The following is a 23,219-nucleotide window of genomic DNA, read 5'->3' on the forward strand; positions in this document are numbered from 1 at the left end:
GCGGCGGGGAGGGGAGGGGCGGGCGTCCGCCCCGGAGCCGGGGCCCCGGGACGGACGCGGTGGAGCGTGGGGTGACGACCGATCAGGGCTTGCCGTCGAAACCGCACTTGACGATCGCGTTGATGCAGTCGCGGACGCGCTGTGCCAGCTCCTCCTCCGGCCATACGTTGAAGAAGTCGCCGTGCATGGTGTAGCCGGGCCCGGAGGCCAGCCGGAAGCGCGCCGGGTCGCCGTTCACCGGGTAACGCAGCACCTGCCGGAGCTTGGGCACCGGCACCGGGTGGGTGGACGGGCAGCCCCCGTTCACCGGGTAGGCCATGTGGCTCTTGTGGTCGGCCGAGTCGAGATCCGTACCGTTCCAGCACTGCGGGAAGTCCAGGTAGGACTCCATCATCGTGCCGGGCGGACAGTTCACGAAGTCCTGCGAGGGGTTGACCTCACCGGCGTGCAGGCACGACCAGCGGGCGAGGGTGTTGTCCTCGGGACCGGTGGCGACGGCGTTGCCCGCAACGATGCGCAGGCCCCGGGGGAAGGGCTGGATCTGCCGGATGACGTCGTCGCTTACTCCTTCGCCGAGGTAGTAGAAGGTGGTCCCGGTGGGCTCCACCTCCGTGTCGCCGTCGTAGAGGGTGGGCACCCAGTACGACGACAGGTCGGTGTCGGGCGAGCAGCTGGTGCGGCCCTTCTCCAGCGACTCCAGGTCCGAGTTCCCGTTGGTGGTGTCGTTGCCGAAGAAGCTGTGCATGTGGGAGGCGCCCGGCAGCCCGGGGAAGACGATCGGGTCGTCGGGGGCCCGGTGGGTGTAGGGGCATTCCGCGAGGAACTCGGCCACCCGCACCACATCCGCGGCGGCCTGCGGGGCGGCTTCGGCGGCGGCCCGGTCGGCCGCCGCGTTGCCCACGTTGGCCTGGAGGAAGGAGAGGGCGAGGGCCGCGGCGGCGAGCCCGGCGATTCTGTACCGCCAGGGCGGCAGGGAGCGTTGGCGGCGGTGGTCGGGGTTGCGTCGATGACGGAAGAGCACGGCACTCCTGTTCGGGACGTGGGGGGATGGGGAAACACGTGATCACGGTTCACGTGAGAGAGCGCTCTCTCACGTGAACGTAAGAGTGCTACCTGTGCATGTCAAGAGAATGCGCCAGGGGAAGTAAGTACTGCTTCTATCAAGGGCGTTGGCGAGTCGCTGGATGGGAGAGCGCTCTCCCATTTGGGGGTTTGAGTCTCCTTGCCTCCCGCCGACAGGCGGTGAAGGCCCCGGGGGGGGGATCCCGGGGGTGAGATGTCGGCAGGACTGGACCGTCGACCATGCGGTCGACGCGGTGTCACTTGGCATGCAGGCCCGGCGGGGAGGTCCGTGTGGCGTGCGGTGTAATGGTGATGATTCCTGGATATCGCACACGCGTCGGATCGAGTTCTCCTCGTCAGGCGACAGCCGGCAAGTGGGCGAGGGAGGCAGGCGCGTGACCCAGTGCGCTGCGAAGAAATAGCTGAGAGCGGAACAAGGGGGCAATTCGTGCTGACGTATCACGAGGTCATGACCACAGACTTCGGGCGACTCACCACCGCGGCCGACAAGTGGGAAGCCATGGCGGGTGAGATCAAGAAGGTCGAGGCCCGTTACAAGGACACCGTCCGGAACATCAGAGTGGAATCGACGTGGTCCGGTTCCAGCGCCAGCAGTGCCCGCATCAACTTCGCCGGTACCCGGTACGAATACGCCGCCGCCCAGACTCAGGCCAAGGCCATCGCCGCGCTCCTCCGGGATGCCCACACGCAGTTCGTCGACCTCAAGAAGAGGCTCGATTCGGCTCGTGCGGATGCGGTCAAGGGCGACTTGCACATCGACTCCCGTGGCACGGTGAGCCACGACGAGAGCAAGCTGACCGGCCAGGACCGGATGTATCTGCGGGATCACCCCGAGGCCGTCGCTGCTCTGAACAAGCGGATCAAGGCCATGGCTCACCGCATCAAGACCCTCGTGCAGGCCTTCGACGATGCGGACCAGGGGGTCAAGATAGCCCTGGCGGCTGTAGCCGTCGACAGCAACAAGGATGCCTTCGGCAAGGGCGCGGACGACCAGCTCAACGGGTTCAACGCCGGGGCGTTGAGTGATATCGAGCAGTACGAGGTGATCAACACCACCGAGACAGCCCTGAAGATCAACGGAGGGGAGAAGGTTTCGGCCGCTGAATACGCGGAGTTCAACCGGTCCATGCGCGACAACGCGCAGGACAAGGCTTTCAGCCAGACCTTCCTCAACAGCATTGGCGCCGAGGGGACCATCAAACTCGGAAACAAGCTGAACGACCTCGCGTACTACACGGACAAGAAGTCCATGCAGACGTACCTGGGTATCGAGCGCGGCCTGTCGACCGCGATCGCCAGCGCCACACGGGTGCCGGAGTTCAAGAAGGACGGCAAGGTCCTGGCGATGGGCTCGAGAGAGTACGCCCAGGAGCTGGCCGACTGGAAGAACCAGCGGGGGGAGTGGGCGAAAAACCCGGACTCGGATTTCTACAACGCGTGGCTCGATGACGTCAAGAGCAACGGGACCAAGGAATTCGACAGCCAGGTCACCAACGTCAACCGGATGACCACAGCCGATCAGAAGGCACTTGGCTACCAGACCCTGGTCACCGTGATGCAGAACGGCGGCGACTACAGCGGCCCCTTCCTTCATGATCTGGCGGACTCCATTCGAGCGGCCGAGAATCCCGCTCAAGGAGGCAATAAGGATATCTGGGACCTGGACCACAAGTTCGACGTGAGGGGCGGGAGCAAGACGTCCGGCTGGTTCGCCAATGATCCCCTGGACGGCCTGCTCGGTGTCATGAGCAAGAATCCTGACGCGGCCACGGCCTACTTCGACCCGCAGGCCTATTCCGACGTCGACCACAAGTTCGGCAAGGACCGCTTGGAATACCTGCAGTCCGGGCGCGACTGGGATGTTGTCAATGAGTACGGAACAAGGCATAAGGATGGTGCTCTGTTCCCCAAGGGGGACACGGAGGACGTGGACAACCGTGTTGGCTTCGGCGCGGCACTGGAAGCCGCCATGACCGGTAACGTCCCCGGCAGCCCGGTGCCGGAAGGATTCACGAAGCACAGCGAAGCGCAGGTTCGTGTACTTGAAGACGTCGTGAAGTCATACGCGGAGATCGCCAAGATCGACCAGGGCGCCATGCCGGCCAACATTCGCGTGAACATGGCCAATGCGCTCGCGTACTACCCCGGAGACGTCCACGATGTCATCAGTGGCCAGGTCGACTACACGGACCCCCGGTTCTCGACACACCCGAACGATATCGACGTCAACAGGCAATCGATGAACCAGTTCATTCGGGCGCTCTCCGAGGATGGCGACGCCTTCAGGAAGGTCCATTACTCCCAGGTGGGTCACATAGCTGAGCAGATCGGCACCCTCGACAAGGACGACTTCATGCAGAATCCGACCGGAGACACCGACCGGGGAACCGGAATTGCCAAAGATGCAGGGAAGATCATGGGGACACTCGACGAGATTCGTGCCGATGTGCTGGGTGACGCACGTGACAGCAAAATAAGCGAAAATAACTGGGACAAGGTCTACGGATACCATGCCTACGGAGCTCCAGTGACGGGAATTCCGGTGATCGGCGACAGTTTGCAGCGCATGATCGATATTGGTACCGGCATGAGGGCCGAAAATCTCAATGATGCCGTGACCGACGCCACCAAGGAAAAATTGATCAGCTACTATGCGCAGAACGGCTACCCCCGGCTGGAGCTGATGCTCGTCGAGCACGCGGCGGAAGTGGGAGTCCCCGACGACTACATCAAGAATACTCACAACCGCATGGGGCGCATCAGCGAGTCGGCTGGAAACGCTTACGAGCGAGGCTTGGGCAGTGCGCAAGGGTCCACCGGAGAGAACGGCTGATCCCTGTGCGGACGTATATAAAGTCTCGCCCGTACACGTTCGTCGCGACCGCCCTCTGTGCGGTCCTTGGAGCCGCCCTCGGCGGTGCCCTGTGGTTCTGGTCGCAGGGTGACGGTGCTGAGGAGCAGGGGGCCCGGTCCTGCTGGCGGGTTCTCGCGGAGCTTGGCACCGATTCCTCGGGGTCGATCGGTTCCTGCGGTGACGAGCTGGAGGCCGCGATGACGGGTAAGCCGGCGGGGAGCAAGCCGACGGGTACCGGCCCGGTCCGGCTGGCCGATGAGCAGAGCCGGGCTTTCGAGCATGTGGTCAAGGCGTATGCGGCACCTGAGTCAGGGGCCGAGAAGATGCCTAGCGGAATTCGCCGGAATATGGCGCATGCGATTACCTACTACCGTGACGATGTGTACGAGATCGTTTCCGGGCAAGTGGATTACTCTGATCCGAGGTTCTCGACTGAACCCAACGATATCGATGTCTCGAGACCTGTCATGTGGGCATTCCTGAAGGGGGTGGCCCGGGACAAGGCCGCGTTCGGTCTGGTCCGTGAGTCCATGTTCGATCTCATCGAGCAGCAGGTGAACGAGCTCCAGCGGGAAGATTTCGCCGGAGAGCAACGGGGGGACAGCGATCAGGCCATCGGAGTCGCTCGTCAGTCAGGAAGAACCGTTGGCGTTCTGCAGGCGTCCCGGTTCGAGGGCCTCCAGGGCCAGTTCGGCGAGTCCGGCGCCAAGCTCGAAGAAGCGCTGGCCGACAAGGACTACCAGGCCTATGGGGTGCCCCGGCTTGGGCAGCTTTTCCGGAGCCGCGCCGCAAGTCTGGGGATTCGGGAGACGCCGGAGAGTCAGAGGCGCTTGGACGACATTGTCTCGACGGCGGAGGACAACTACCGGATGCGCTCGGGCTTTCTCGTCCCATGACCGGCAAGCCCTGGGGCTCATCGGGAGCGGGACGGGCCTGGCCGGCCCTCGGGGGCGCGCGGCGAGGCCGTGCCTGCGAATCGGTGAGGAAGTGGCGTTCCACCACCCCGTATTGCATAGTGAGGGATCGGTCGTGCCTCGCTATCAGCGGGCCGACGGGGTGCGTGGACGGCTGCGACAGGCGGCCGGGGGTGAGGGACGATGCGTTCTGTGCACGACGGACAGCGACCGGGTCGCGCCGTCCCCCCGTCGTCCGTACCCGTCCCGGTCTCTGCTCTCCCTACCCCTCCGGTACCGGCTGTTCACGTCCCGATCGCTTCCGCGCCCGGCGAGTGGCGAGGGCCGCTCCGCCCGGGGGCGGGCCCATGGGGGAAGGGCCCCGGACCGCTTCGTGACGGGAGCGGTGCCGGGGCGTTCGGGGCGGGGCGTTCCCACGGTGGCCCCCGGACGTACCGGCGCACGGGTGAGCCGGGCGCCCCGGCCGCCCGGGGACTGGCCCTGGACCTCGGCAGCTCCCATACCCGGGCCTGGGTGCCCGGCCGGGGGCTGGTGCTCGACCCGTTCCCCGGCTCCGGCCCGCACGGTGGCCCCGAGCGGGCGGTCCGGCGCGGGCGCATCGTCGACCCCGAGTCCTGCGGCCGGCAGCTCGGCCGGATCGCCGACGCGGCCCTGGGCCCCGACCGCAGCGACAGCGTGATCGTCCTCAGCCACCCCGTGCTCGCCGGGGCCGAACACCGCACCGCCGCACGGGCCCTGCTCGCCGGGCTCGGGACGACGCGCGTCGTGGTCCTCAGCAGCGCCCGGGCCGCCGCCGCGTACGCCGGACCGAGGGACGCGGGTCCCCTTCTCGTCATCGACATGGGAGCCGAGCTGACCGAGGTCACGCTCCTCGTGGGCGGCCTGGTCGCCGACGCCCGGCAGGCCGAGAGCGGACTCGACGACCTCGACGGCCTCGACCCGGCGGCGCTGCCCGCCGTCCTCGTCCGCACGGTCCTCGACATGATCACGTCCATGTGGCGGCACGACCGGCACGGCGCGATCCGCGGAGCCCTGCGCAAGGGCCCCGTCCTCGCGGGAGGCGGCGCGCTGCGGGCCGACGTCACCGATCGCATCGCCCGCTGCCTCGGCACCCGGGTGCGCCTGGCCGACGACCCGTCGACCACGGTCGTCCGGGGCGCCGGACAGATCCTCAGCTCCGTGCTCCGCCACCGGACGGCGCCGCCCGAGCACTCCGGCCGACCGAGGTGACGCCGTACCCGGGACCGGCCCGGGCGCACACGTCCCGCCTGCGGTGTGTGCTGACCACGCTGCTCCTCACCGTCCTCACCCTGATCGGCGGCGCGGCCACGGCAAGCGGCGCGGCTCCCGCCCCGGCTTCCCGAAACCTCGCGCCGGCCGTCACCGTCACCGCTGCCGTCTCGGCGTCCGCCGCACCGCAGACCCACCACGCCGGGACCCACCACACCCGAACCGACCACGCCGGGACCCATCACACCGGGCATGTCGCCGGGCCCGACCGAGATGAGCCGGGCCGCGCGAGCGGGGTCGTGGCGGAGGCCGGTACGGGCACGGTGGCGCGGGCCGAGCACGAGCACCCCCGGGCGGCGGCCGATCCGGCGCAGGCTCCCCGGGCCGGCTCCGGCAGGCCGTATCTGCTCCTCCACGCGCCCCCGCCGCCGCACGACGGGCTGCCGCCCTCTCCGGCGTCGCCGGCCGAGGCGCCCGGCGGCGCCCGGGAGAGCACGGCCGATTCCTTCGACGTGCCAGGCAGCCGTCGGGGCGCGCTCCCCGGCGTCCGGGGGCCTCCGGGCCGGACGGTCACCGGTCCCACGACCGGTCATCCGTCCTGTTCCGCATCTGCCGAACCGGCGTCGCGTCCTCACTGAGGTGAGGGCGCCCGGCGCCCCACCGGAGGATTTCCATGACTCGCGCCACCGCGGTGCGAGCGGTTCTGGCTGTCGCCGTTCTGCTCGTCTCCGTCTTCATCACCCTGACCATGTCGCCCAGACTCGGACTCGACCTCCAGGGCGGCACCCGTATCGTGCTCCAGGCCCGGGACACCGCCACCGTCCAGGCGGACCGGGAGACCACCGACCGCACCCTGGAGGTGCTGCGGCAGCGCATCGACTCGCTGGGCGTCTCCGAACCGACCCTGACCCGTTCCGGCGAGGACCGGATCATCGTCGAACTGCCCGACGTCCAGGATCCGCGCCAGGCCGCCGAGGTGATCGGCCGGACGGCCCAGCTCACCTTCCACGCGGTCGAGGGCCCGGGGACCGAGGAGCCTGCCGATGAGACCGGGGGAACCGACCCCGCCCCCGACCAGCTGACACTTCCCGACGAGCAGGGCCGTCAGCTCGCGCTCGGCACCGCCCGGCTCTCCGGCGCGGGTGTCGAGGACGCCACGGCCGGGTTCGACGCGCAGGGCGGGGCGGGCTGGAGCGTGTCGCTCGAATTCCGCAAGGACGCGGGCCAGGACTGGAAGCGGCTGACCGGCGAGGCCGCCTGCCATCCGGCGGGGGACGACCGTCGCCGGGTCGCCATCGTCCTCGACGAGAAGGTCATCTCCTCGCCGCAGGTCGACCCCTCGGTCGGCTGCCGGGCCGGACTGCCGTCCGGGGCCACCCAGATCACCGGCTCGTTCAGCGCGGACGAGGCGCGTGACCTGGCGCTGCTCATCAAGGGCGGGGCCCTGCCCGTACCCGTCGAGATCGTCGAGCAGCGGACCGTCGGCCCGACGCTCGGCGCGGCGGCCATCGACGCGAGCGCGCGGGCCGCCCTGATCGGAGCAGCCGCCACCGCACTCTTCATCACCCTCGTCTACCGCCTCTTCGGCGCGCTGGCCGCCGTGGCGCTGGGCGCGTACGGGGTGATCTCCTACGCCGCGCTCGTCGCCCTCGGCGTCACACTGACCCTCCCCGGGCTCGCCGGATTCGTCCTCGCGATCGGGATGGCGGTCGACGCGAACGTCCTGGTCTTCGAACGGGCCAGGGAGGAGTGCGCGGAGCGGCCCAAACGCTCTCTGCGCTCCGCGCTGACCACCGGGTTCCAGCAGGCGTGGAGCGCGATCGCCGACTCCAACGTGACCACCTTGATCGCCGCCGGACTGCTCTTCTTCCTGGGTTCGGGCCCGGTCAAGGGCTTCGGCGTCACCCTCGCCATCGGCGTCGTCGCGTCGATGTTCTCCGCGCTGGTCATCGCCCGCGCGCTCACCGAGATCGCCGCGAACTCCCGCTTCGTCAGCGACTACCGGAGCGTCAACGGCATCGCGCGCCCCGGCGCCGTACGGACGTGGCTGGTCCGCAAGGACCCGCAGCTCTTCCGGAAACCGGTCCGTTGGCTCGTCGTCTCGGCGGCCCTGGTCGCCGTAGCGGTGGCCGGGATCGTGGTGCGCGGGGTCGACCTGGGCGTCGAGTTCACCGGGGGCCGGCTCGTGGAGTACTCCACCAGCCGCCCGGTCGACGTCGAAACGGCCCGGGACACGCTCACCGCCGCCGGGTTCGGCGACGCCGAGGTCACCACGGCGGGCGACGGCGACCTGTCCGTACGCACCGGGAAGCTCGACAACGACGGCGAACACGCCCTGCGAGCCGCGATCGCGGAGGAGGGCGGCGAGACGGAGAAGGTACGGGACGAGCTGATCGGCCCGAGCCTCGGCGACGAACTGCGGCGCAACGCGCTGATCGCCCTGGCGGTCGCGGTGGCCGTGCAACTGGCCTATCTGGCGGTCCGGTTCCGCTGGACGTTCGCCGTGGCCTCCGTCGGGGCCATGGTGCACGACGTGATCCTCGTGGTGGGGGCCTTCGCCTGGCTGGGGCGGCCGGTGGACGGCATCTTCCTGGCCGCCCTGCTCACCGTCATCGGCTACTCGGTCAACGACTCGGTGGTGGTCTTCGACCGGGTACGGGAGCTGTGGGGGGCGAACCGGCGGACTCCGCTGGACACCATCGCCCGACGGGCCGTCCTCCAGACCGTTCCGCGCACGGTGAACACCGGGATGGGCGCCCTGTTCATCCTGACCGCCCTCGCGGTGCTGGGCGGCGACTCGCTCGCCGACTTCGCGCTCGCCCTGCTCATCGGCATCGTCGTCGGCACCTGGTCCTCGGTGTTCACCGCCGTACCCGGGGCGCTCGCCCTGGAACGGACCGCGAAGGCCCCGCCGCCCGCACCGGGGAAGGGGAAGGGCAAGGGCAAGGGCAAGGCGCGCGGGCGCGCCGGTGCGTCCAGGCGCGACCCGCTCGACAACGGAGCCCGCGTCTGAGGTGATCTCCGAGGTGATTCAGAGGTGATTCAGAGGTGATCTCCGAGGTGATCAGGACGGGACGTGGTCGTGCAGATAGGCGGCGGTCTCCCGGTCGGCGGGGAGGAACGTCTCGATGGCCAGCTCGGCCACCGTCACGTCCATCGGCGTGTTGAACGTCGCGATCGACGACACGAACGACAGGACCCGGCCCCCGTGTTCGAGCAGCATCGGCAGCGCGAACGCGGCGGGCCGCTCCCGCTCCCGGTCCGTACCGCCCGCCCGGTCCGTGCCGTCCGGCCGTGCGGGGACCGGGTAGGCGGCCACCTCGTCGTACAGCTCACGCAGCTCCGGCGAGCGTACGAGGGCGATCTGACGGTCCATCTGTGCCAGCAGGTCCGCCCGCCACTCCGGGAGGTTCACGATGCGCGGCGCGAGCCCCTCCGGGTGGAGGGTGAGCCGCATGGCGTTCACCGGCGGGGTCAGCAGCTTCTCCGGCACCCCTTCCAGCAGCAGCGCGATACCCCGGTTGGCCGCCACCACCCCGTAGGTGCCGTCCACCACGAGCGCCGGATACGGCTCGTACGCCGTGAGCAGCCGGTCGAGACTCTCGCGCAGGGAGGCCAACGCGGGGTCGTCGAGCGGCGTCTGCGCGTAGCGGGGCGCGTAACCGGCGACCACGAGCAGCGCGTTGCGCTCCCGGACCGGGACGTCCAGCTGCTCGGCCAGCCGCAGAACCATGTCCTCGCTGGGCCGGGAGCGGCCCGTCTCGATGAACGAGATGTGGCGGGCCGAGGAGTCCGCGCGCAGGGCCAGCTCCAACTGGCTGATGCGCCGCCGCTCCCGCCAGTCGCGCAGCAGTGGGCCTACTCCCGTGTCGGGCAAGACAGTCGTCATGCCGAGACCGTAACGTCACCGGCGGGCCGGGGCCGGTACGGGCCGCCCCGGCCCGCTGTGACGCATGCGCCGATCCATCGTGACCGTACGCAATCCTGACCGTACGCAACCGAGACCCACGGGAGCCGTTCCATGAGCGCCGAACCGCTGTCGCCGACCGAGATCGCCCGCCGGCTGGAGAGCCTGCCCGGCTGGGCGCTGGAGGGGGACCGGATCACCCGGACCTTCCGGCTGCCCTCCCACGTCGCCGCCGCTGCGCTGACGGTTCACATCGCGCGGATCCAGGACGAGCTGAACCACCACTCCGACCTGAAGCTCGGCTACAACACGGTGGCCCTCTCCATCCACACGCACGACGCGGGAGGCGCGGTCACCGAGAAGGATCTCGCGCTCGCCGCCCGGGTCGCGGCCGCCGCCCCGGCCCACGGAGCCGAATAGCCCGGCGGAGCCGTCGGTGTCCGTCCGGCCCGGTCCGGGTCGAGCCTTGGCCGGGTCGGGGCGGGCCTTGGCCGGGGCGGTCCGGATCGGATCCGGGCTCAGGCCACCGTGCCGAACCTCGGGTGCGCGCCGAGCCACTGCGCGTAGCTCGGGCTGCGCGACACCGCCTCCGCGTACGCCGCGCGGGTCGCCCCGGCCACCGTGCCCGCCGCGGCGAGCGCGGCGGGGGAGTGCGGGTGCCAGCCCACCAGATGGCGCCAGCTGAGCGGCGCACCGGCCAGCGGCCGGGTCACCAGCCCGGGCGCCGGCGGGAACGTCGCCCGGCACAGCCCGATCGCTCGCCCCACCTGCACCAGATGGACGACGGAGGAGGTGTCCGTCTCGTACACCGACACCGGGGTGAAGCCCGACCGCGCACAGGCCGCGGTGAAGCAGTCGGCGAAGCAGCCGTCGCCCGGCACGTCCGCCCAGCACTCGTCCGCGAGCGCGGCCAGGTCCAGTTCCGCTTCGCCGGCCAAGGCGTGGTCCTCCGGCAGCATCACGAAGACCGGGTCCACCCCGACGACCTCCCAGACCAGCCGGTCCGCCAGCGGCGGCGGACTCTCGCCGCACGTTCCGATCAGCGCGAAGTCCAGCCGCCCGTCGATCACCAGCGAGGCGATCTCGGCCACCGACCACGAGGTGTACGTCGACACCGGCACCGACGGGTGCGCGGCGGCCATCCGGTCCACCAGACCGCCGAGCAGCGGGCCGTGCGTGCCGCCCAGCCGGAACCGGTCCAGCGACCCCGTGGCATTGGCGAACCGCACGGCCTCCGCCTGGAGTTCGCTGACCGCGGGCAGCACCACCCGGGCCCGCTCCAGCACCAGTTCGCCGAGCGGGGTGGCGCGTGCTCCGGTGTGGTCGCGGTCGAAGAGCGCGCCGCCCAGGGCCTTCTCGATCCGCCGCAGCTGAGCGCTGAGAGCGGGCTGGGCAAGCCCCAGTGTGGCGGCGGCCTTGGTGAGGCTGCCCGTGTCGGCTATGGCACGGACCGTTCGCAGATGGCGCAACTCCAGCTCCATAAGGGCAAGTTATGGGCCCGGCGTCACCCCGGCAATATGTGTGCTCCGCCTACCGTTCGGTCGGTGTACAGAGGGCGTACTCCGCGGGGTGCGGCGGCGGGGAACGGCGTTCCGGTTCAGCCGTGCCAGGCGCCGTCCCCGGCGGCCTCGCGGGCGAAGTCGGTGAAGTCCTTCGGCTCCCGCCCCAGGACCCGCTTCACGTCGTCCGTCGTCGCCGTGTTGTGTCCGTCCAGCAGCGTCGCGAACAGCTCGGCCAGGAATCCCGCCTCCGGTCCCGGCACCCCGAACTCCTCCAGCAGCGACGCGTACGCGGGTCCCGTCACCGGCACGTACCGCACCGGCCGGCCCGCCGCCCGGCCCAGTTCCTCGGCGGCCTGCGCGAACGTCAGGCTCCGGGGGCCCGTCAGCTCGTACACCGCACCCGCGTGCCCGTCCCCGGTCAGCGCGGCCACCACCACGTCGGCCAGGTCGTCGAGGCCGAGGAACGGTTCCGCCGTCGTGCCCGCGGGGAACGCCAGCTCACCGCCGAGCACGCCGTCCAGGAGCGCGCCCTCGCTGAAGTTCTGCGCGAAGAACGCCGACCGGACGACCGTGACCTCCACCGCCCCGGCCACCCCTTCCGCGCCGCGGAGGGCTTCCTCGGCGACGGCCGCCTGTGGTTCGCCGCGCCCCGACAGCAGCACCACCCGGCGCACCCCGCACGCCGCCGCGGTCCGCCCGAAGACGGCCATCGCCTCCGCCGCCCCGGGCACCGCCAGATCCGGGTAGTACGCCACATAGGCGGCCTGTACGCCGCGCAGCGCGGCTGCCCACCCGGTGTCGTCCTGCCAGTCGAACGGCACCTCGCCCGGGCGTGAAGCTGTGCGTGAACCCGACCGGACCGGCACCCCGAGGGCTGTCAGCCGCTCCGCCACCCGACGGCCGGTCTTGCCCGTGCCGCTCGTCACCAGAACCGTTCCCATGGCCTGCCCTCCGTCTCGTCCGCTGCTGCCGTTGCTGCTGCCGTTGCCGTCGTTCTGTCGCGTGTTCGCGTTCTCTGTCATGGCTCCAGACTCCCGGGCCCGTGACCGGCCGGACATGCTCCAGAGGCTCAGGCACCTACTTCTCCGTCCACTTCTCCGTCCACGCGCCCCCGCGTCCGCCCGTCTACGCTGGCGGTCATGGACGCTCTCGACGGACTCCTGGACGGACCACGGGCCCGGGGCGCGTTTCTGCTCCGCATGGTGATGGAGCCGCCCTGGGCGGTACGGATCGAGGACCGGGCGCCGATCTGTCTGATGTCGGTCCGGCGCGGCACGGCCTGCGTCGTCCCGCCCGACGGAGGCGAACCGGTCCGGCTCGGCCCCGGGGACATCGCGGTGGTCCGCGGCCCCGATCCGTACACCGTCGCCGACGCGCCCGGTACGACACCCCACGCGCTCATCGGACCCGGCGGCGTCTGCACCACGCTGCACGGCCGGCCGCTCTCCCAGGACATGGCGCTGTCCGTACGGACCTGGGGAAACGCCGCCGACGGAGCTACTGCGGTCCTCGTCGGCACCTACCTGCTGGACGGCGAGATCAGCAGCCGACTGCTGGACGCCGTGCCCCCGCTGCTCACGGTCCCCGCCGACGCGCGGACCCGGCCGCTGCTGGACCTGCTCGACGCGGAGATCGCCCAGGACGAGCCGGGCCAGCGCGTCGTCCTGGACCGGCTGCTGGACCTGCTGCTGATCGCCGTGCTCCGCGCCTGGTTCGCCCGGCCCGGTGCCGACGCCCCCGCCTGGTACCGCGCGATGGGCGACCCGGTCGTGGGCACGGCGCTGCGGCTCCTCCGGAACGCCCCGGCGGACCCCTGGACCGTCGCCACGCTCGCCGCCCGCGTCGGGGTGTCCCGGGCCCAGCTCGCCCGGCGGTTCACCGAACTGGTCGGGGAGCCGCCGATGGCGTACCTCACCGGCCGGCGGCTCGCCGTCGCGGCCGACCTGCTGCGCGAGAGCGACGCCACGGTGGAGGCCGTGGCCCGGAAGGTCGGCTACAGCGCCCCCTTCGCCTTCAGCGCCGCGTTCAAGCGGGCCAGGGGAGTCAGCCCCCAGGAGTACCGCGGCAGCCCGCGGGACCACCCCGATTTGCCGGACCGGCAACGAAGCTTGCCGCACGACCGGGGCCCGGGGAGTCTGACCCCATGAGCAGCCACGCCGGTCACGGCCCCCACGACGCGCACGCATTCGCCACCCCCGTACAGGCCCACGCCCACACCCATGCTCATGCTCACGCGCATGCGCATGCGCATGGATCGGCAGGCGATCCGGCGACGGACATCGACTGGGACGTCCTGGGCCCCCTGCTGGAGCAGGAGGCCGAACTCAACGGAGCGCAGTACGAGGAGGCGGCCCGCTGGATCGCCGCCCTGCCCACCGCGCCGGAGGTCCGCCGGGTCCTGGACGTCGGCAGCGGTCCCGGCGTCGTCTCCTGCCTGCTGGCCGAGGTCTTCCCGGAGGCCGAGGTGGTGGCCGTGGACGCCACTCCCGCTCTCCTGGAACGCGCGAAGAACCGTGCCCGACGCCTCGGCGTGATCGACCGCTTCCGGACCCTGGAGGCCGAACTCCCCGACGACCTCGACCGGTTGGGCGAGGCCGACCTGATCTGGGCGGGCAATTCCCTGCACCATCTGGGCGACCAGCGGGCCGCGCTGGCCGGATTCGCCGGGCTCCTGCGGCCCGGCGGCACGGTCGCGCTCGTCGAGGGCGGACTGCCCACCCGACGGCTGCCCCGCGACATCGGCATCGGACAGCCCGGCCTGGAGGCCCGGATGGGTGCGGCCGCTGCCACGCGCTTCGAGCACATGCGGTCCGAACTCCCGGGCGCGAAGCGGGAGACCGAGGACTGGAGCGCGCTCTTCACCGCGGTCGGCCTCGTCCCGCAGGGCACCCGCAGTTTCCTCCTCGACCTGCCCGCCCCGCTCTCCCGGACCGCCCGCGACCATGTCGTCGCGAGCATCGCCCGTGAACGGGAGGTGCTCGGCGACCTCCTGACGGCCGAGGACGGCGCCGTACTGGACCGCCTGCTGGACCCCGAGGACCCCGAAGGCCTTCACCACCGCCCCGACGTCCACCTGCTCGCCGCCCGCACCGTGCACCTGGGCCGCCGCGAACAGGGCATGTCCGGCGGTTCTGCCGCTACGTGACGAGGGTGAGGGTGAGGAAGAAGTCCCGGACGTCCTCGGCGAACAGCTCCGGCACCTCCATCGCGGCGAAGTGACCGCCCCGGTCGAACTCCGACCAGTGCCTGATGTCGTACAGCCGCTCGGCCAGTGGTCGCACCGACTGGGTGATGTCGTGCGCGAACACCGCCACCCCGACCGGTACCGTGCACGGCTCGGTCCGCCGCGGTGCCTCGCGGTGCAGCCGCGCCGAGGAGGCCGCGGTGGCGGTCAGCCAGTACAGCGAGATGTCGGTGAGCATCCGCTCGTCATCGATCCGCGAGCGGGGATCCGTCCACTGGGCGAAGCGCTCGGCGATCCAGGCCAGTTGGCCGACCGGCGAGTCGGTCAGCGCGTAGCCGATGGTCTGCGGGGTGGTGGCCTGCAGGGCCTGGTACGGCGGGCGGCTCGCCATCATCCCCCTGATCCGGTCCAGCCGGGCCTCCTCCACCGCGGACAGTGCGACCCCGGCGTCCGGGTCCGGCCTGGTCGGCAGGTAGTTGACGTGCACCCCGACCACCTGCTCGGGTGCCACGGCGCCGAGCGCCGTCGAGATGCCCGAGCCGAAGTCGCCGCCCTGTGCGCCGTAACGCCCGTACCCGAGGCGGCGCATGAGCTCGGCCCAGGCCCGTGCGATCCGGACCATGTCCCAGCCGCGCTCGTGGGTCGGACCGGAGAAGCCGTAGCCCGGGATGGACGGGATCACCAGGTGGAAGTCGCGGGCCAGCGGCTCGATCACGTCGAGGAACTCCAGGAACGAACCGGGCCAGCCGTGGGTGAGTATCAGCGCGAGCGCGTCCGGTTTCGGGGACCGGACGTGGACGAAATGGATGTTCTGGCCGTCGATCTCGGTGGTGAAGTGCGGCAGCCCGTTGAGTTCGGCCTCGTGCGCGCGCCAGTCGTATCCGGTACGCCAGTGATCGGCCAGCTCCTTGAGCCGCGCCAGCGGGAAGCCGTAGTCCCACCCGGCGTCGGCGACCTCGTTGGGCCAGCGGGTGCGGGAGAGCCGATCGTCGAGGTCGTCGAGGTCGGCCTGGGGGATGTCGATGCGGAACGGTCTGATCATGGTTGTGGCTCCAGGGCTACGGGGTCGGTGATCTCATGACGGTCGACGTGACCCTGATCCATGACCCTCCATGTCGTTGGTTGTGCCAACGTTGGCGTGACCCACCATATGGGTGATCGTGGGTGTGGCCAATGAATTTGCTAGATTGCCTCCGTGGAAACCGCAGAGGGGACGCCGCCGCGGCGGCTGCGCGCGCTGCCGAGCAGGCTGGCCAACCAGGCGGCCCTGGCCGCCAATCGGATCGTGGATCAGGCGCTCGGCCAGGCCGGCGTCCGGCGCTACCACTACGCCCTGCTCGCCGCGTCGGAGGAGTGCGGCCCGTCCAGCCAGGCCGCCCTCGGCCGCCGCACCGGCATCGACCGCAGCGACATGGTGGCGACCGTCAACGACCTCGCCGAACGCGAACTCATCGAGCGCGCCCCCGACCCGGCGGACCGCCGGCGCAACATCATCAGCATCACCCCGGCGGGCCGCAGGGAGCTCAGCCACCTCGACCGGCTGCTCGCCGCAGCCCAGGAGGAGTTCCTCGCCCCGCTGCCCGCGGCCGACCGGCGGAACCTGACCGACCTGCTCACCCGTGTCGTCGACCATCACGGCGGCCGGCACGGCTGAACGCGCCGTGGCCGACGGGGTGTTGCCGCACGGGACCGCCCTTCGGGCGACGACGGCAGCTCGACGGCGGCAGCTCGACGACAGGCCCAGCCCTACTCCGCCGACTCCAACCGCCACCACTGGAAGGGGGAGTCGGTGTCCTCCCACTGCTGAATCGTGCCCCCGGCCTCGGTGGAACGGTCCGCGACCTCCATGACGAGCCCGCTGATGAAACTCACCAGCGTCACCGTCCCGGGCGCCTCCGCGTGCTGCTCGATCAGCCACTCCTGGGCGCCGAAGTTGTTGGCCTTCCACTGCTGGATCCGGGTGCCGTTCGACGTATCGGCATTGGCCACGTCCAGCCGCTTCCCGCTGTGCTCGTTGACCAGATGGAAGAGGGCCGCGCCCTCGTGCACCGGGGACAGCCGCCACACCTGCGCGGCCGTTGTGTCGTCCTCGCCCTGCTGGACCCGGGCCCCGCTGCCCCTGGCCGCGCCGTGCACCTCCAGCAACAGCCGGCTGCCGACGTTGCGCAGGCGGTACGGGCCCGCCTCGACGACGGGCGCGAGTTCGCCGCTCATGTTTTCCTGTCTCCCCGGTTGACGTGTGTGCTGCCGCTGGGACACGGCCGACGACGGCGCCCCCACCGGGATCCCGGTGGGGGCGCCGTCGTCGGCCGGGGGCTCAGGCGCCGACGTTGAACTCCGCCGGGTCGGGGCCGAGCCGCTTGCCCTCGTCCAGGGCCGCGAAGGCGGCGAGGTCGTCGGCGTCCAGCTCGAAGCCGAACACATCGAGGTTCTCCTTGATCCGCGACGGCGTCACGGACTTCGGGATCACGATGTTGCCGGTCTGCAGATGCCAGCGCAGCACCGCCTGGGCGGGGGTGCGGCCGTGCTTCTGGGCGATGGCGACGACCGTCGGCACCTCCAGCAGGCCCTTGCCCTGGCCCAGCGGCGACCACGCCTCGGTGGCGATGCCGTGGTCGGCGTGGAAGGCGCGGGCCTCGGCCTGCTGGAGCTGCGGGTGCAGCTCGATCTGGTTGACGGCCGGGACCACGGAGGTCTCGGCGAGCAGCCGCTTGAGGTGCTCGGGGTGGAAGTTCGACACGCCGATCGCCTTCGCGCGGCCGTCGGCGAGGATCTTCTCGAACGCCTTGTACGTGTCCGTGTACGCGTCCTTCGCCGGGACGGGCCAGTGGATCAGATACAGGTCGACGTAGTCCAGGCCGAGCTTGTCCAGCGAGGCGTCGAAGGCGCGCAGCGTGCTGTCGTGACCCTGGTCGCTGTTCCACAGCTTCGTGGTGACGAACAGCTCGTCGCGGGCGACGCCGGAGGCGGCGATGGCCTTGCCGGTGCCCGTCTCGTTCTCGTAGATCGCGGCGGTGTCGATGCTCCGGTACCCGGTCTCGATGGCCGTGGCGACCGCCTTCTCCGCCTCGTCGTCCGGCACCTGCCAGACACCGAAACCGAGCTGCGGCATGTCGAGGCCGTTGTTGAGGGTGATGGAGGGGACCTGGCTCACGAGCGGTCGATCCTAACGTCGTCGGTTGATAACTCCCCACGACAACGACCGGGCGGGTCCCAGCATTCCCGCCCCCTTCCGGCGGCCTGGATCAGCCTCGATCGCGCCGCCCCTTCGCCGCACCTTCGCCGTCCGGTCGCCGCCGGGTCAGTGGTAGAGGGCGTCGACCTCGACCTCGTACGCCGTCTCGATCGCCTTGCGCTTCAGCTTCAGCGAGGGCGTCAGCAGCCCCAGCTCCTCGGTGAACGGATGGGCCAGGATCCGGAACGTACGGATCGACTCGGCCTGGGACACCGCCGTGTTGGCGGCCACCACCGCCCGGCGGACCTCCATCTCCAGGTCCGGGTCGCGCACCAGGTCGGCCGGGCCGAGCGGGGTGCGGCCCTGCATCGTCAGCCAGTGGTCCACGGACTCCTGGTCGACGGTGACCAGCGCCGCGATGTACGGGCGGTCGTTGCCGACGACGATGCACTGCGCCACCAGCGGATGCGCCCGTACGCGTTCCTCCAGGCCGGCCGGGGAGACGCTCTTGCCGCCGGACGTCACCAGGATCTCCTTCTTCCGCCCGGTGATCGTCAGATAGCCGTCCTCGTCCAGCGCACCGAGGTCCCCCGTCGCCAGCCAGCCGTCCTGCAGCACCGCCCGGGTGGCCGCGGGATTGCCCAGATAGCCGGAGAACACGTTCGGCCCGTGCACCCACACCTCGCCGTCGTCCGCGATGTGCACCGACGTCCCCGGAATCGGCTGGCCGACCGTGCCGTACCGGGTGCGCTCGGGCGGGTTCGCCGTCGCCGCGGCGGTCGACTCGGTCAGCCCGTACCCCTCGAAGACCGTCACCCCGGCGCCCGCGAAGAACAGCCCCAGCCGGCGGTCCATGCCCGAACCGCCCGACATCGCGTGCCGCACCCGGCCGCCCATCGCGTCGCGGACCTTCTTGTAGACGACCTTGTCGAAGAACTGGTGCTGCATCCGGAGCCCCGCCGAAGGCCCGGGACCCTCCCCGAACGCCTTCTGCTCCAGCGCCTCGGCGTACTTCACCGCGATGTCGACAGCCTTGTCGAACGGCCCGGCCCGGCCCTCCGCCTCGGCCCTGCGCCGGGCCCCGTTGAACACCTTCTCGAAGATGTACGGCACCGCCAGGATGAAGGTCGGCCGGAACGTCACGAGGTCCGGCATCAGCGCGTTCGCGGACAGCTCCGGCTGATGGCCGAGCTTGACCCGGCCACGGACCGCGGCGATCTCCACCATCCGCCCGAAGACATGGGCCAGCGGCAGGAAGAGGAGCGTGGCCGCCTCGTCGCCGGGCTTGGAATGGAACACCGGCTCCCAGCGCGTCACCATCGTGTCGCTCTCGAACATGAAGCTCGCGTGGGTGATCACGCATCCCTTGGGGCGGCCCGTCGTCCCCGAGGTGTAGATGACGGTCGCCACCGAATCGGGCGTCACCGCGCGCCGGTGCCGCTGCACCACCTCGTCGTCGATGTTCGCGCCCGCCCCGACCAGCTCGCCCACCGCTCCGGCGTCCAGCTGCCACAGCCGCTTCAGGTGCGGCAGCCGGTCGATCACCGAGCCGACGGTCATCGCGTGGTCCTCGTGCTCGACCATCACCGCCACCACCTCGGCGTCGTGCAGCATCCACAGGACCTGCTCGGCCGATGAGGTCGGGTAGATCGGCACCGACTGGGCCCCGACGGTCCAGAGCGCGAAGTCGAAGAGCGTCCACTCATATCGCGTACGGGACATCAGCGCGACCCGGTCGCCGAACCGCACCCCGTGCGCGATCAGCCCTTTCGCCAGGGCCAGCACGGAATCGCGGAACTCCGCGGAGGTCACATCACGCCACTGGCCCCCGGCGTCCTTGCGGCCGAGCGCGACGCGGTGCGGATCGTCCTCCGCGTAGTCGAAGACCACATCGGCCAGACCACCGACTTGAGGCGCCGCCGCCATGGGTGGGACAGTGAAATCGCGCAATGACATGCTCCTAATGGCGCTCCGCACAGCGCCGCGACGCTACCCCAAGCAGGGGCCCGGCGGGAGGGGCCCGGAGCCTCCGCACACCGGTCGTCCGCGTGTCGTCCGCACAGGTCAACCGTCGAAATCCGGCCAGATGGGCAAGGCTCGGGCGTCCGGCCGGTCCCGTCCGGTCCAGTTCTGCCGGAGGAGTAAGCGGCTCGCGCCGGAATCTCCACCGAATCCGCCCGCTGTGCCCACTGCCGGTCCCCGCCCGCGGCCCTGAAAGCGCGCTCCGCGCCCCTAGGAGCCCGTCCCGCGGTGCAGTCGGTCGCCGCCCGCCAGGATCGCCGAGGCCAGCGCGTCGGCCGCCTCCTGGGCCGCGCCCCTGCGGTTCCCGTGCAGCAGGACGAAATCGACGCCGCCGAGCTCCGGCAGCCCCGTCCTGGCCGGAACCGGCACCAGCCCCGGCGGGATCATCCCCCGGGAGTGCGCCATCACCCCCAGCCCCGCCCGCGCCGCCGCGACCAGACCGCTCAGGCTCGTACTCGTACAGGCGATCCGCCAGGCCCGCCCCTGCTCCTCCAGCACCTCCAGGGCGCGGGCCCGGGTGATGGCCGGCGGCGGAAAGACGACCAGCGGTACGGGGCGTTCCGGATCCACCCGCAGCTGCGGTGCGCCGATCCAGTCCAGCGCGTCCTGCCACATGAGCTCCCCGTGGGTGTCACCGGTGCGCCGCTTGGCCAGCACCAGATCCAGCCGGCCCGCCTCGAGCTGCCGGTGCAGCGTCCCGGACAGCTCCACGGTGAGCTGGAGCTCGACCTCCGGATGGTCGCGGCGGAAGGACTCCAGGATCTCGGGGAGCCGGGTCAGCACGAAGTCCTCGGAGGCCCCGAACCGCAGCCGGCCGCGCAGCCGCGTGCCCGCGAAGAACGCGGCGGCCCGCTCGTGCGCCGACAGGATCGTCCGCGCGAAGCCGAGCATCGCCTCGCCGTCCTCGGTGAGGTCGACGCGATGGGTGTCCCGGGCGAAGAGCTGCCGCCCGGTCGCCTCCTCCAGCCGCCGCACGTGCTGGCTGACCGTGGACTGACGGCATCCGAGCCTGCGCGCGGCCTGGGTGAAGCTCAGCGTCTGGGCCACGGCGAGGAAGGTGCGCAGCTGGGCGGGGTCGTACGTGGCGTCCATGAGGTCACGTTATCGGGATCCGTGATGACAGTCAGAGCGGTATACCTGATTCCCGATGGCGCGGTCCGGGAGCAGGATGGATGCCGAAACGGAACGCCTACCGCCGGAGCACCCCGCACATGACCCGCCGTATCCCCCGACCGCCGTCCTGGCTGCCGGTCGACGCCTACCTCCTGGCGCTGGCCGCGACCGTGGCCCTCGCGGCGCTGCTGCCCGCCCGGGGGACCGCCGCCGATGTGGCGGGCGGGGCCTCCACCGGCGCGGTCGCCCTGCTGTTCTTCCTCTACGGGGCGCGGCTCTCCACCGCCGAGGCGCTCGACGGGCTCAAGCACTGGCGCCTCCACCTCACCGTCCTGGCCTGCACCTTCGTCGTGTTCCCGCTGTTGGGGCTGGCGAGCAACGGACTGGTGCCGTACGTGCTGACGCCCGAGCTCCAGGCGGGCTTCCTCTTCCTGTGCCTGGTCCCCTCGACGATCCAGTCGTCCATCGCCTTCACCTCGATCGCCCGGGGCAATGTGCCCGCCGCGATCTGTGCCGGGTCCTTCTCCAGCCTCGCCGGGATCCTCCTGACCCCGCTGCTCGCCGCCCTGCTCCTCGGCTCGACCGGGGGCGGGTTCTCGGCGGAATCCCTGCTGCGGATCGTGCTCCAGCTGCTCGTCCCGTTCCTCGCCGGACAGCTGCTGCGCCGCTGGGTCGGCGGCTTCCTCACCCGGCACCGGAAGGTACTCGGCCTGGTCGACCGGGGGTCGATCCTCCTGGTCGTCTACACCGCGTTCAGCGAGGGCATGGTCGCCGGTGTCTGGCACCAGGTCACCCCGGCCCGGCTCGGCGGGCTGCTCGCCGCCGAGGCGGTCCTGCTGGCCGTGATGCTCGCCCTGACCTGGTACGGGGCACGGCGGCTCGGGTTCGACCGGGCGGACCGGATCGCCATCCAGTTCGCCGGGTCGAAGAAGAGCCTGGCGGCCGGGCTGCCGATGGCGAGCGTGATCTTCGGGGCGCACGCGAGCCTCGCGGTGCTGCCGCTGATGCTCTTCCACCAGATGCAGCTGATGGTCTGCGCGGTGATCGCCAAGCGCCGCTCCCGCGACCCCGAACCGCCGCAGGACCCGGCAGCCGGCTCCGAGGGCTCGGCCGCCGCCTCCGGCTCCACGCCGGGGGCCGCCGCGGCCGCGATGCCCCGCTAGAGCAGGTGCCCCAGGTGCCCAGGTGCCTCACGTGGTTCACGTGGTTCAGGGTTGCCGGGCCGCCGCCTCCAGCGCGATCCGGTGCTCACCGGCGTACACGTTCATCGACGGGCCCCGCAGAAAGCCGACCAGCGTCAGTCCGCTCTCCGCCGCCAGGTCCACCGCCAGCGAGGACGGTGCCGAGACCGCCGCGAGCACCGGGATCCCCGCCATCACGGCCTTCTGCGCCAGCTCGAACGAGGCCCGGCCCGACACCAGCAGAACGGCCCGCGACAGGGGCAGCCGGTGGTCGGTGAGCGCCCGGCCCACCAGCTTGTCGACCGCGTTGTGCCGGCCGACGTCCTCGCGGACGTCCAGCAGCTCGCCCTCCTCGGAGAAGAGCGCGGCGGCGTGCAGGCCGCCCGTCCGGTCGAACACCTGCTGCCTGGCCCGCAGCCGGTCCGGGAGGGCCGACAGCAGCTCCGGGGTGATCCGCACCGGGGGAGTGTCGGACACCGGGTGCCGGGTCGTGGTGCGCACCGCGTCCAGGCTGGCCTTGCCGCACAGGCCGCACGAGGAGGTGGTGTAGACGTTCCGCTCCAGCGTGATGTCGGGGACCTCGACCCCGGGCGCGAGCTTCACGTCCACCACGTTGTAGCTGTTCACGCCGTCCGCCGTCGCCCCGGCGCAGTAGACGATCGACTGCACCTCGTCCCCTTCGGCGATCACCCCCTCGCTGACCAGGAAACCCGCGGCCAGCGCGAAATCGTCGCCCGGCGTACGCATGGTGATGGCCAGGGGCCGGCCGTTCAGACGGATCTCCAGTGGTTCTTCCGCCACCAGGGTGTCTGCGCGGGAGGAGACGGCACCGTCCCGGATGCGGAGGGTGCGGCGGCGTTCGGTGACCCGTCCCATGGATGTGAACCCGATTCTGTCCGTGTGCGGCGGCTTCCGCGTCCGTGTACGGAAGCCGGAACCTGACCCCGTCATTGTCCGGCACCCGCACCGGCGTGTCGCAGTCGCGGGTGCAGCACGCTGACCAGGCTGTTGTCAATGCTCCAACGTGTGGGCCGGATATCTGTGGGATCACGTG

The 23,219-nt window shown here is 70.9% G+C and carries 20 protein-coding genes; 10 read left to right on the top strand and 10 right to left on the bottom strand.

Going from position 1 to position 23,219, the window contains the following annotated elements:
* Positions 1-82 precede the first annotated feature (82 nt).
* The gene (locus tag ACIQPT_RS19370; RefSeq protein ID WP_401157099.1) at positions 83-1,021 is read right to left on the bottom strand and encodes a DUF1996 domain-containing protein; all 939 of its coding nucleotides are present in this window, start codon (positions 1,019-1,021) and stop codon (positions 83-85) included.
* A gap of 489 nt (positions 1,022-1,510) precedes the next feature.
* Here ACIQPT_RS19370 and ACIQPT_RS19375 point away from each other — a divergent pair, with 489 nt between their 5' ends.
* The 5 genes from ACIQPT_RS19375 to secD all read left to right on the top strand — a co-directional run bounded on the left by ACIQPT_RS19375 (position 1,511) and on the right by secD (position 9,094).
* The gene (locus tag ACIQPT_RS19375) at positions 1,511-3,916 is read left to right on the top strand and encodes a DUF6571 family protein (protein ID WP_401157100.1); all 2,406 of its coding nucleotides are present in this window, start codon (positions 1,511-1,513) and stop codon (positions 3,914-3,916) included.
* A 218-nt stretch (positions 3,917-4,134) separates the two neighbouring features.
* Positions 4,135-4,833 (top strand): hypothetical protein, encoded by a 699-nt coding sequence (locus ACIQPT_RS19380; protein WP_401157101.1) that lies wholly within the window; start codon positions 4,135-4,137, stop codon positions 4,831-4,833.
* 531 nt (positions 4,834-5,364) lie between these two features.
* Positions 5,365-6,081, top strand: coding sequence for a rod shape-determining protein MreC (locus ACIQPT_RS19385; RefSeq protein ID WP_401157102.1), 717 nt, complete (start codon positions 5,365-5,367; stop codon positions 6,079-6,081).
* Positions 6,082-6,128: 47 nt separating this feature from the next.
* On the top strand, positions 6,129-6,719 hold the full coding sequence (locus ACIQPT_RS19390; RefSeq protein ID WP_401157103.1) for a hypothetical protein: 591 nt from the start codon (positions 6,129-6,131) through the stop codon (positions 6,717-6,719).
* A gap of 35 nt (positions 6,720-6,754) precedes the next feature.
* Positions 6,755-9,094: a protein translocase subunit SecD gene (secD, locus tag ACIQPT_RS19395; RefSeq protein WP_401157104.1), complete on the top strand. Its 2,340-nt coding sequence runs from the start codon at positions 6,755-6,757 to the stop codon at positions 9,092-9,094.
* Between the two features lie 51 nt (positions 9,095-9,145).
* On the opposite strand, the gene ACIQPT_RS19400 is transcribed toward secD, so the two are convergent.
* Positions 9,146-9,970 carry a helix-turn-helix domain-containing protein gene (locus tag ACIQPT_RS19400; RefSeq protein WP_401157105.1) on the bottom strand — a complete coding sequence of 275 codons (825 nt, stop codon included), beginning with the start codon at positions 9,968-9,970 and terminating at the stop codon, positions 9,146-9,148.
* Between the two features lie 132 nt (positions 9,971-10,102).
* Here ACIQPT_RS19400 and ACIQPT_RS19405 point away from each other — a divergent pair, with 132 nt between their 5' ends.
* A complete protein-coding gene (locus tag ACIQPT_RS19405; RefSeq protein WP_401157106.1) occupies positions 10,103-10,408 on the top strand; it encodes a 4a-hydroxytetrahydrobiopterin dehydratase in 306 nt (101 codons plus the stop codon).
* Between the two features lie 98 nt (positions 10,409-10,506).
* Here the strand turns inward: ACIQPT_RS19405 and ACIQPT_RS19410 are convergent, their stop codons facing one another.
* Complete coding sequence (locus ACIQPT_RS19410; RefSeq protein WP_401157107.1) at positions 10,507-11,469, bottom strand: LysR family transcriptional regulator; 963 nt, start codon at positions 11,467-11,469, stop codon at positions 10,507-10,509.
* Positions 11,470-11,585: 116 nt separating this feature from the next.
* Positions 11,586-12,512, bottom strand: a complete 927-nt coding sequence (locus tag ACIQPT_RS19415) for an NmrA family transcriptional regulator (protein ID WP_401157108.1) — start codon at positions 12,510-12,512, stop codon at positions 11,586-11,588.
* 117 nt (positions 12,513-12,629) lie between these two features.
* On the opposite strand from ACIQPT_RS19415, the gene ACIQPT_RS19420 reads away from it, so the two are divergent.
* Both ACIQPT_RS19420 and ACIQPT_RS19425 read left to right on the top strand, forming a co-directional pair.
* Positions 12,630-13,637 (top strand): AraC family transcriptional regulator, encoded by a 1,008-nt coding sequence (locus ACIQPT_RS19420; RefSeq protein ID WP_401157109.1) that lies wholly within the window; start codon positions 12,630-12,632, stop codon positions 13,635-13,637.
* Positions 13,634-14,635, top strand: coding sequence for a class I SAM-dependent methyltransferase (locus tag ACIQPT_RS19425; protein ID WP_401157110.1), 1,002 nt, complete (start codon positions 13,634-13,636; stop codon positions 14,633-14,635). Before ACIQPT_RS19420 ends, ACIQPT_RS19425 begins: the two co-directional genes overlap by 4 nt.
* On the opposite strand, the gene ACIQPT_RS19430 is transcribed toward ACIQPT_RS19425, so the two are convergent.
* Positions 14,628-15,716, bottom strand: coding sequence for an epoxide hydrolase family protein (locus ACIQPT_RS19430; protein ID WP_401157111.1), 1,089 nt, complete (start codon positions 15,714-15,716; stop codon positions 14,628-14,630). The two genes, ACIQPT_RS19425 and ACIQPT_RS19430, sit on opposite strands and share 8 nt — an antisense overlap.
* Positions 15,717-15,869: 153 nt before the next feature.
* Here ACIQPT_RS19430 and ACIQPT_RS19435 point away from each other — a divergent pair, with 153 nt between their 5' ends.
* A complete protein-coding gene (locus tag ACIQPT_RS19435) occupies positions 15,870-16,328 on the top strand; it encodes a MarR family winged helix-turn-helix transcriptional regulator (RefSeq protein ID WP_401157112.1) in 459 nt (152 codons plus the stop codon).
* Between the two features lie 92 nt (positions 16,329-16,420).
* Here the strand turns inward: ACIQPT_RS19435 and ACIQPT_RS19440 are convergent, their stop codons facing one another.
* The 4 genes from ACIQPT_RS19440 to ACIQPT_RS19455 all read right to left on the bottom strand — a co-directional run bounded on the left by ACIQPT_RS19440 (position 16,421) and on the right by ACIQPT_RS19455 (position 20,963).
* Positions 16,421-16,888, bottom strand: coding sequence for an RICIN domain-containing protein (locus ACIQPT_RS19440; RefSeq protein ID WP_401157113.1), 468 nt, complete (start codon positions 16,886-16,888; stop codon positions 16,421-16,423).
* 103 nt (positions 16,889-16,991) lie between these two features.
* The gene (locus ACIQPT_RS19445) at positions 16,992-17,828 is read right to left on the bottom strand and encodes an aldo/keto reductase (RefSeq protein ID WP_401157114.1); all 837 of its coding nucleotides are present in this window, start codon (positions 17,826-17,828) and stop codon (positions 16,992-16,994) included.
* 147 nt (positions 17,829-17,975) lie between these two features.
* A complete protein-coding gene (locus ACIQPT_RS19450) occupies positions 17,976-19,775 on the bottom strand; it encodes an AMP-dependent synthetase/ligase (RefSeq protein WP_401157115.1) in 1,800 nt (599 codons plus the stop codon).
* 306 nt (positions 19,776-20,081) lie between these two features.
* Complete coding sequence (locus ACIQPT_RS19455; protein WP_401157116.1) at positions 20,082-20,963, bottom strand: LysR substrate-binding domain-containing protein; 882 nt, start codon at positions 20,961-20,963, stop codon at positions 20,082-20,084.
* A 119-nt stretch (positions 20,964-21,082) separates the two neighbouring features.
* On the opposite strand from ACIQPT_RS19455, the gene ACIQPT_RS19460 reads away from it, so the two are divergent.
* On the top strand, positions 21,083-22,147 hold the full coding sequence (locus ACIQPT_RS19460; RefSeq protein ID WP_401157158.1) for a bile acid:sodium symporter family protein: 1,065 nt from the start codon (positions 21,083-21,085) through the stop codon (positions 22,145-22,147).
* Between the two features lie 45 nt (positions 22,148-22,192).
* On the opposite strand, the gene fdhD is transcribed toward ACIQPT_RS19460, so the two are convergent.
* Complete coding sequence (gene fdhD / locus ACIQPT_RS19465) at positions 22,193-23,041, bottom strand: formate dehydrogenase accessory sulfurtransferase FdhD (protein ID WP_401157117.1); 849 nt, start codon at positions 23,039-23,041, stop codon at positions 22,193-22,195.
* Positions 23,042-23,219 lie beyond the last annotated feature (178 nt).

Source organism: Streptomyces sp. NPDC091289, from assembly GCF_044757365.1.
GTDB lineage: Bacteria > Actinomycetota > Actinomycetes > Streptomycetales > Streptomycetaceae > Streptomyces.

Coding starts and splice junctions, on each gene's coding strand:
- ACIQPT_RS19420 (WP_401157109.1), top strand. CDS start 12,630: ATGGACGCTCTCGACGGACTCCTGGACGGACCACGGGCCCGGGGCGCG.
- ACIQPT_RS19380 (WP_401157101.1), top strand. CDS start 4,135: ATGACGGGTAAGCCGGCGGGGAGCAAGCCGACGGGTACCGGCCCGGTC.
- ACIQPT_RS19410 (WP_401157107.1), bottom strand. CDS start 11,469: ATGGAGCTGGAGTTGCGCCATCTGCGAACGGTCCGTGCCATAGCCGAC.
- ACIQPT_RS19415 (WP_401157108.1), bottom strand. CDS start 12,512: ATGACAGAGAACGCGAACACGCGACAGAACGACGGCAACGGCAGCAGC.
- ACIQPT_RS19455 (WP_401157116.1), bottom strand. CDS start 20,963: ATGGACGCCACGTACGACCCCGCCCAGCTGCGCACCTTCCTCGCCGTG.
- ACIQPT_RS19450 (WP_401157115.1), bottom strand. CDS start 19,775: ATGGCGGCGGCGCCTCAAGTCGGTGGTCTGGCCGATGTGGTCTTCGAC.
- ACIQPT_RS19405 (WP_401157106.1), top strand. CDS start 10,103: ATGAGCGCCGAACCGCTGTCGCCGACCGAGATCGCCCGCCGGCTGGAG.
- ACIQPT_RS19440 (WP_401157113.1), bottom strand. CDS start 16,888: ATGAGCGGCGAACTCGCGCCCGTCGTCGAGGCGGGCCCGTACCGCCTG.
- fdhD (WP_401157117.1), bottom strand. CDS start 23,041: ATGGGACGGGTCACCGAACGCCGCCGCACCCTCCGCATCCGGGACGGT.
- ACIQPT_RS19430 (WP_401157111.1), bottom strand. CDS start 15,716: ATGATCAGACCGTTCCGCATCGACATCCCCCAGGCCGACCTCGACGAC.
- ACIQPT_RS19400 (WP_401157105.1), bottom strand. CDS start 9,970: ATGACGACTGTCTTGCCCGACACGGGAGTAGGCCCACTGCTGCGCGAC.
- secD (WP_401157104.1), top strand. CDS start 6,755: ATGACTCGCGCCACCGCGGTGCGAGCGGTTCTGGCTGTCGCCGTTCTG.
- ACIQPT_RS19460 (WP_401157158.1), top strand. CDS start 21,083: ATGACCCGCCGTATCCCCCGACCGCCGTCCTGGCTGCCGGTCGACGCC.
- ACIQPT_RS19425 (WP_401157110.1), top strand. CDS start 13,634: ATGAGCAGCCACGCCGGTCACGGCCCCCACGACGCGCACGCATTCGCC.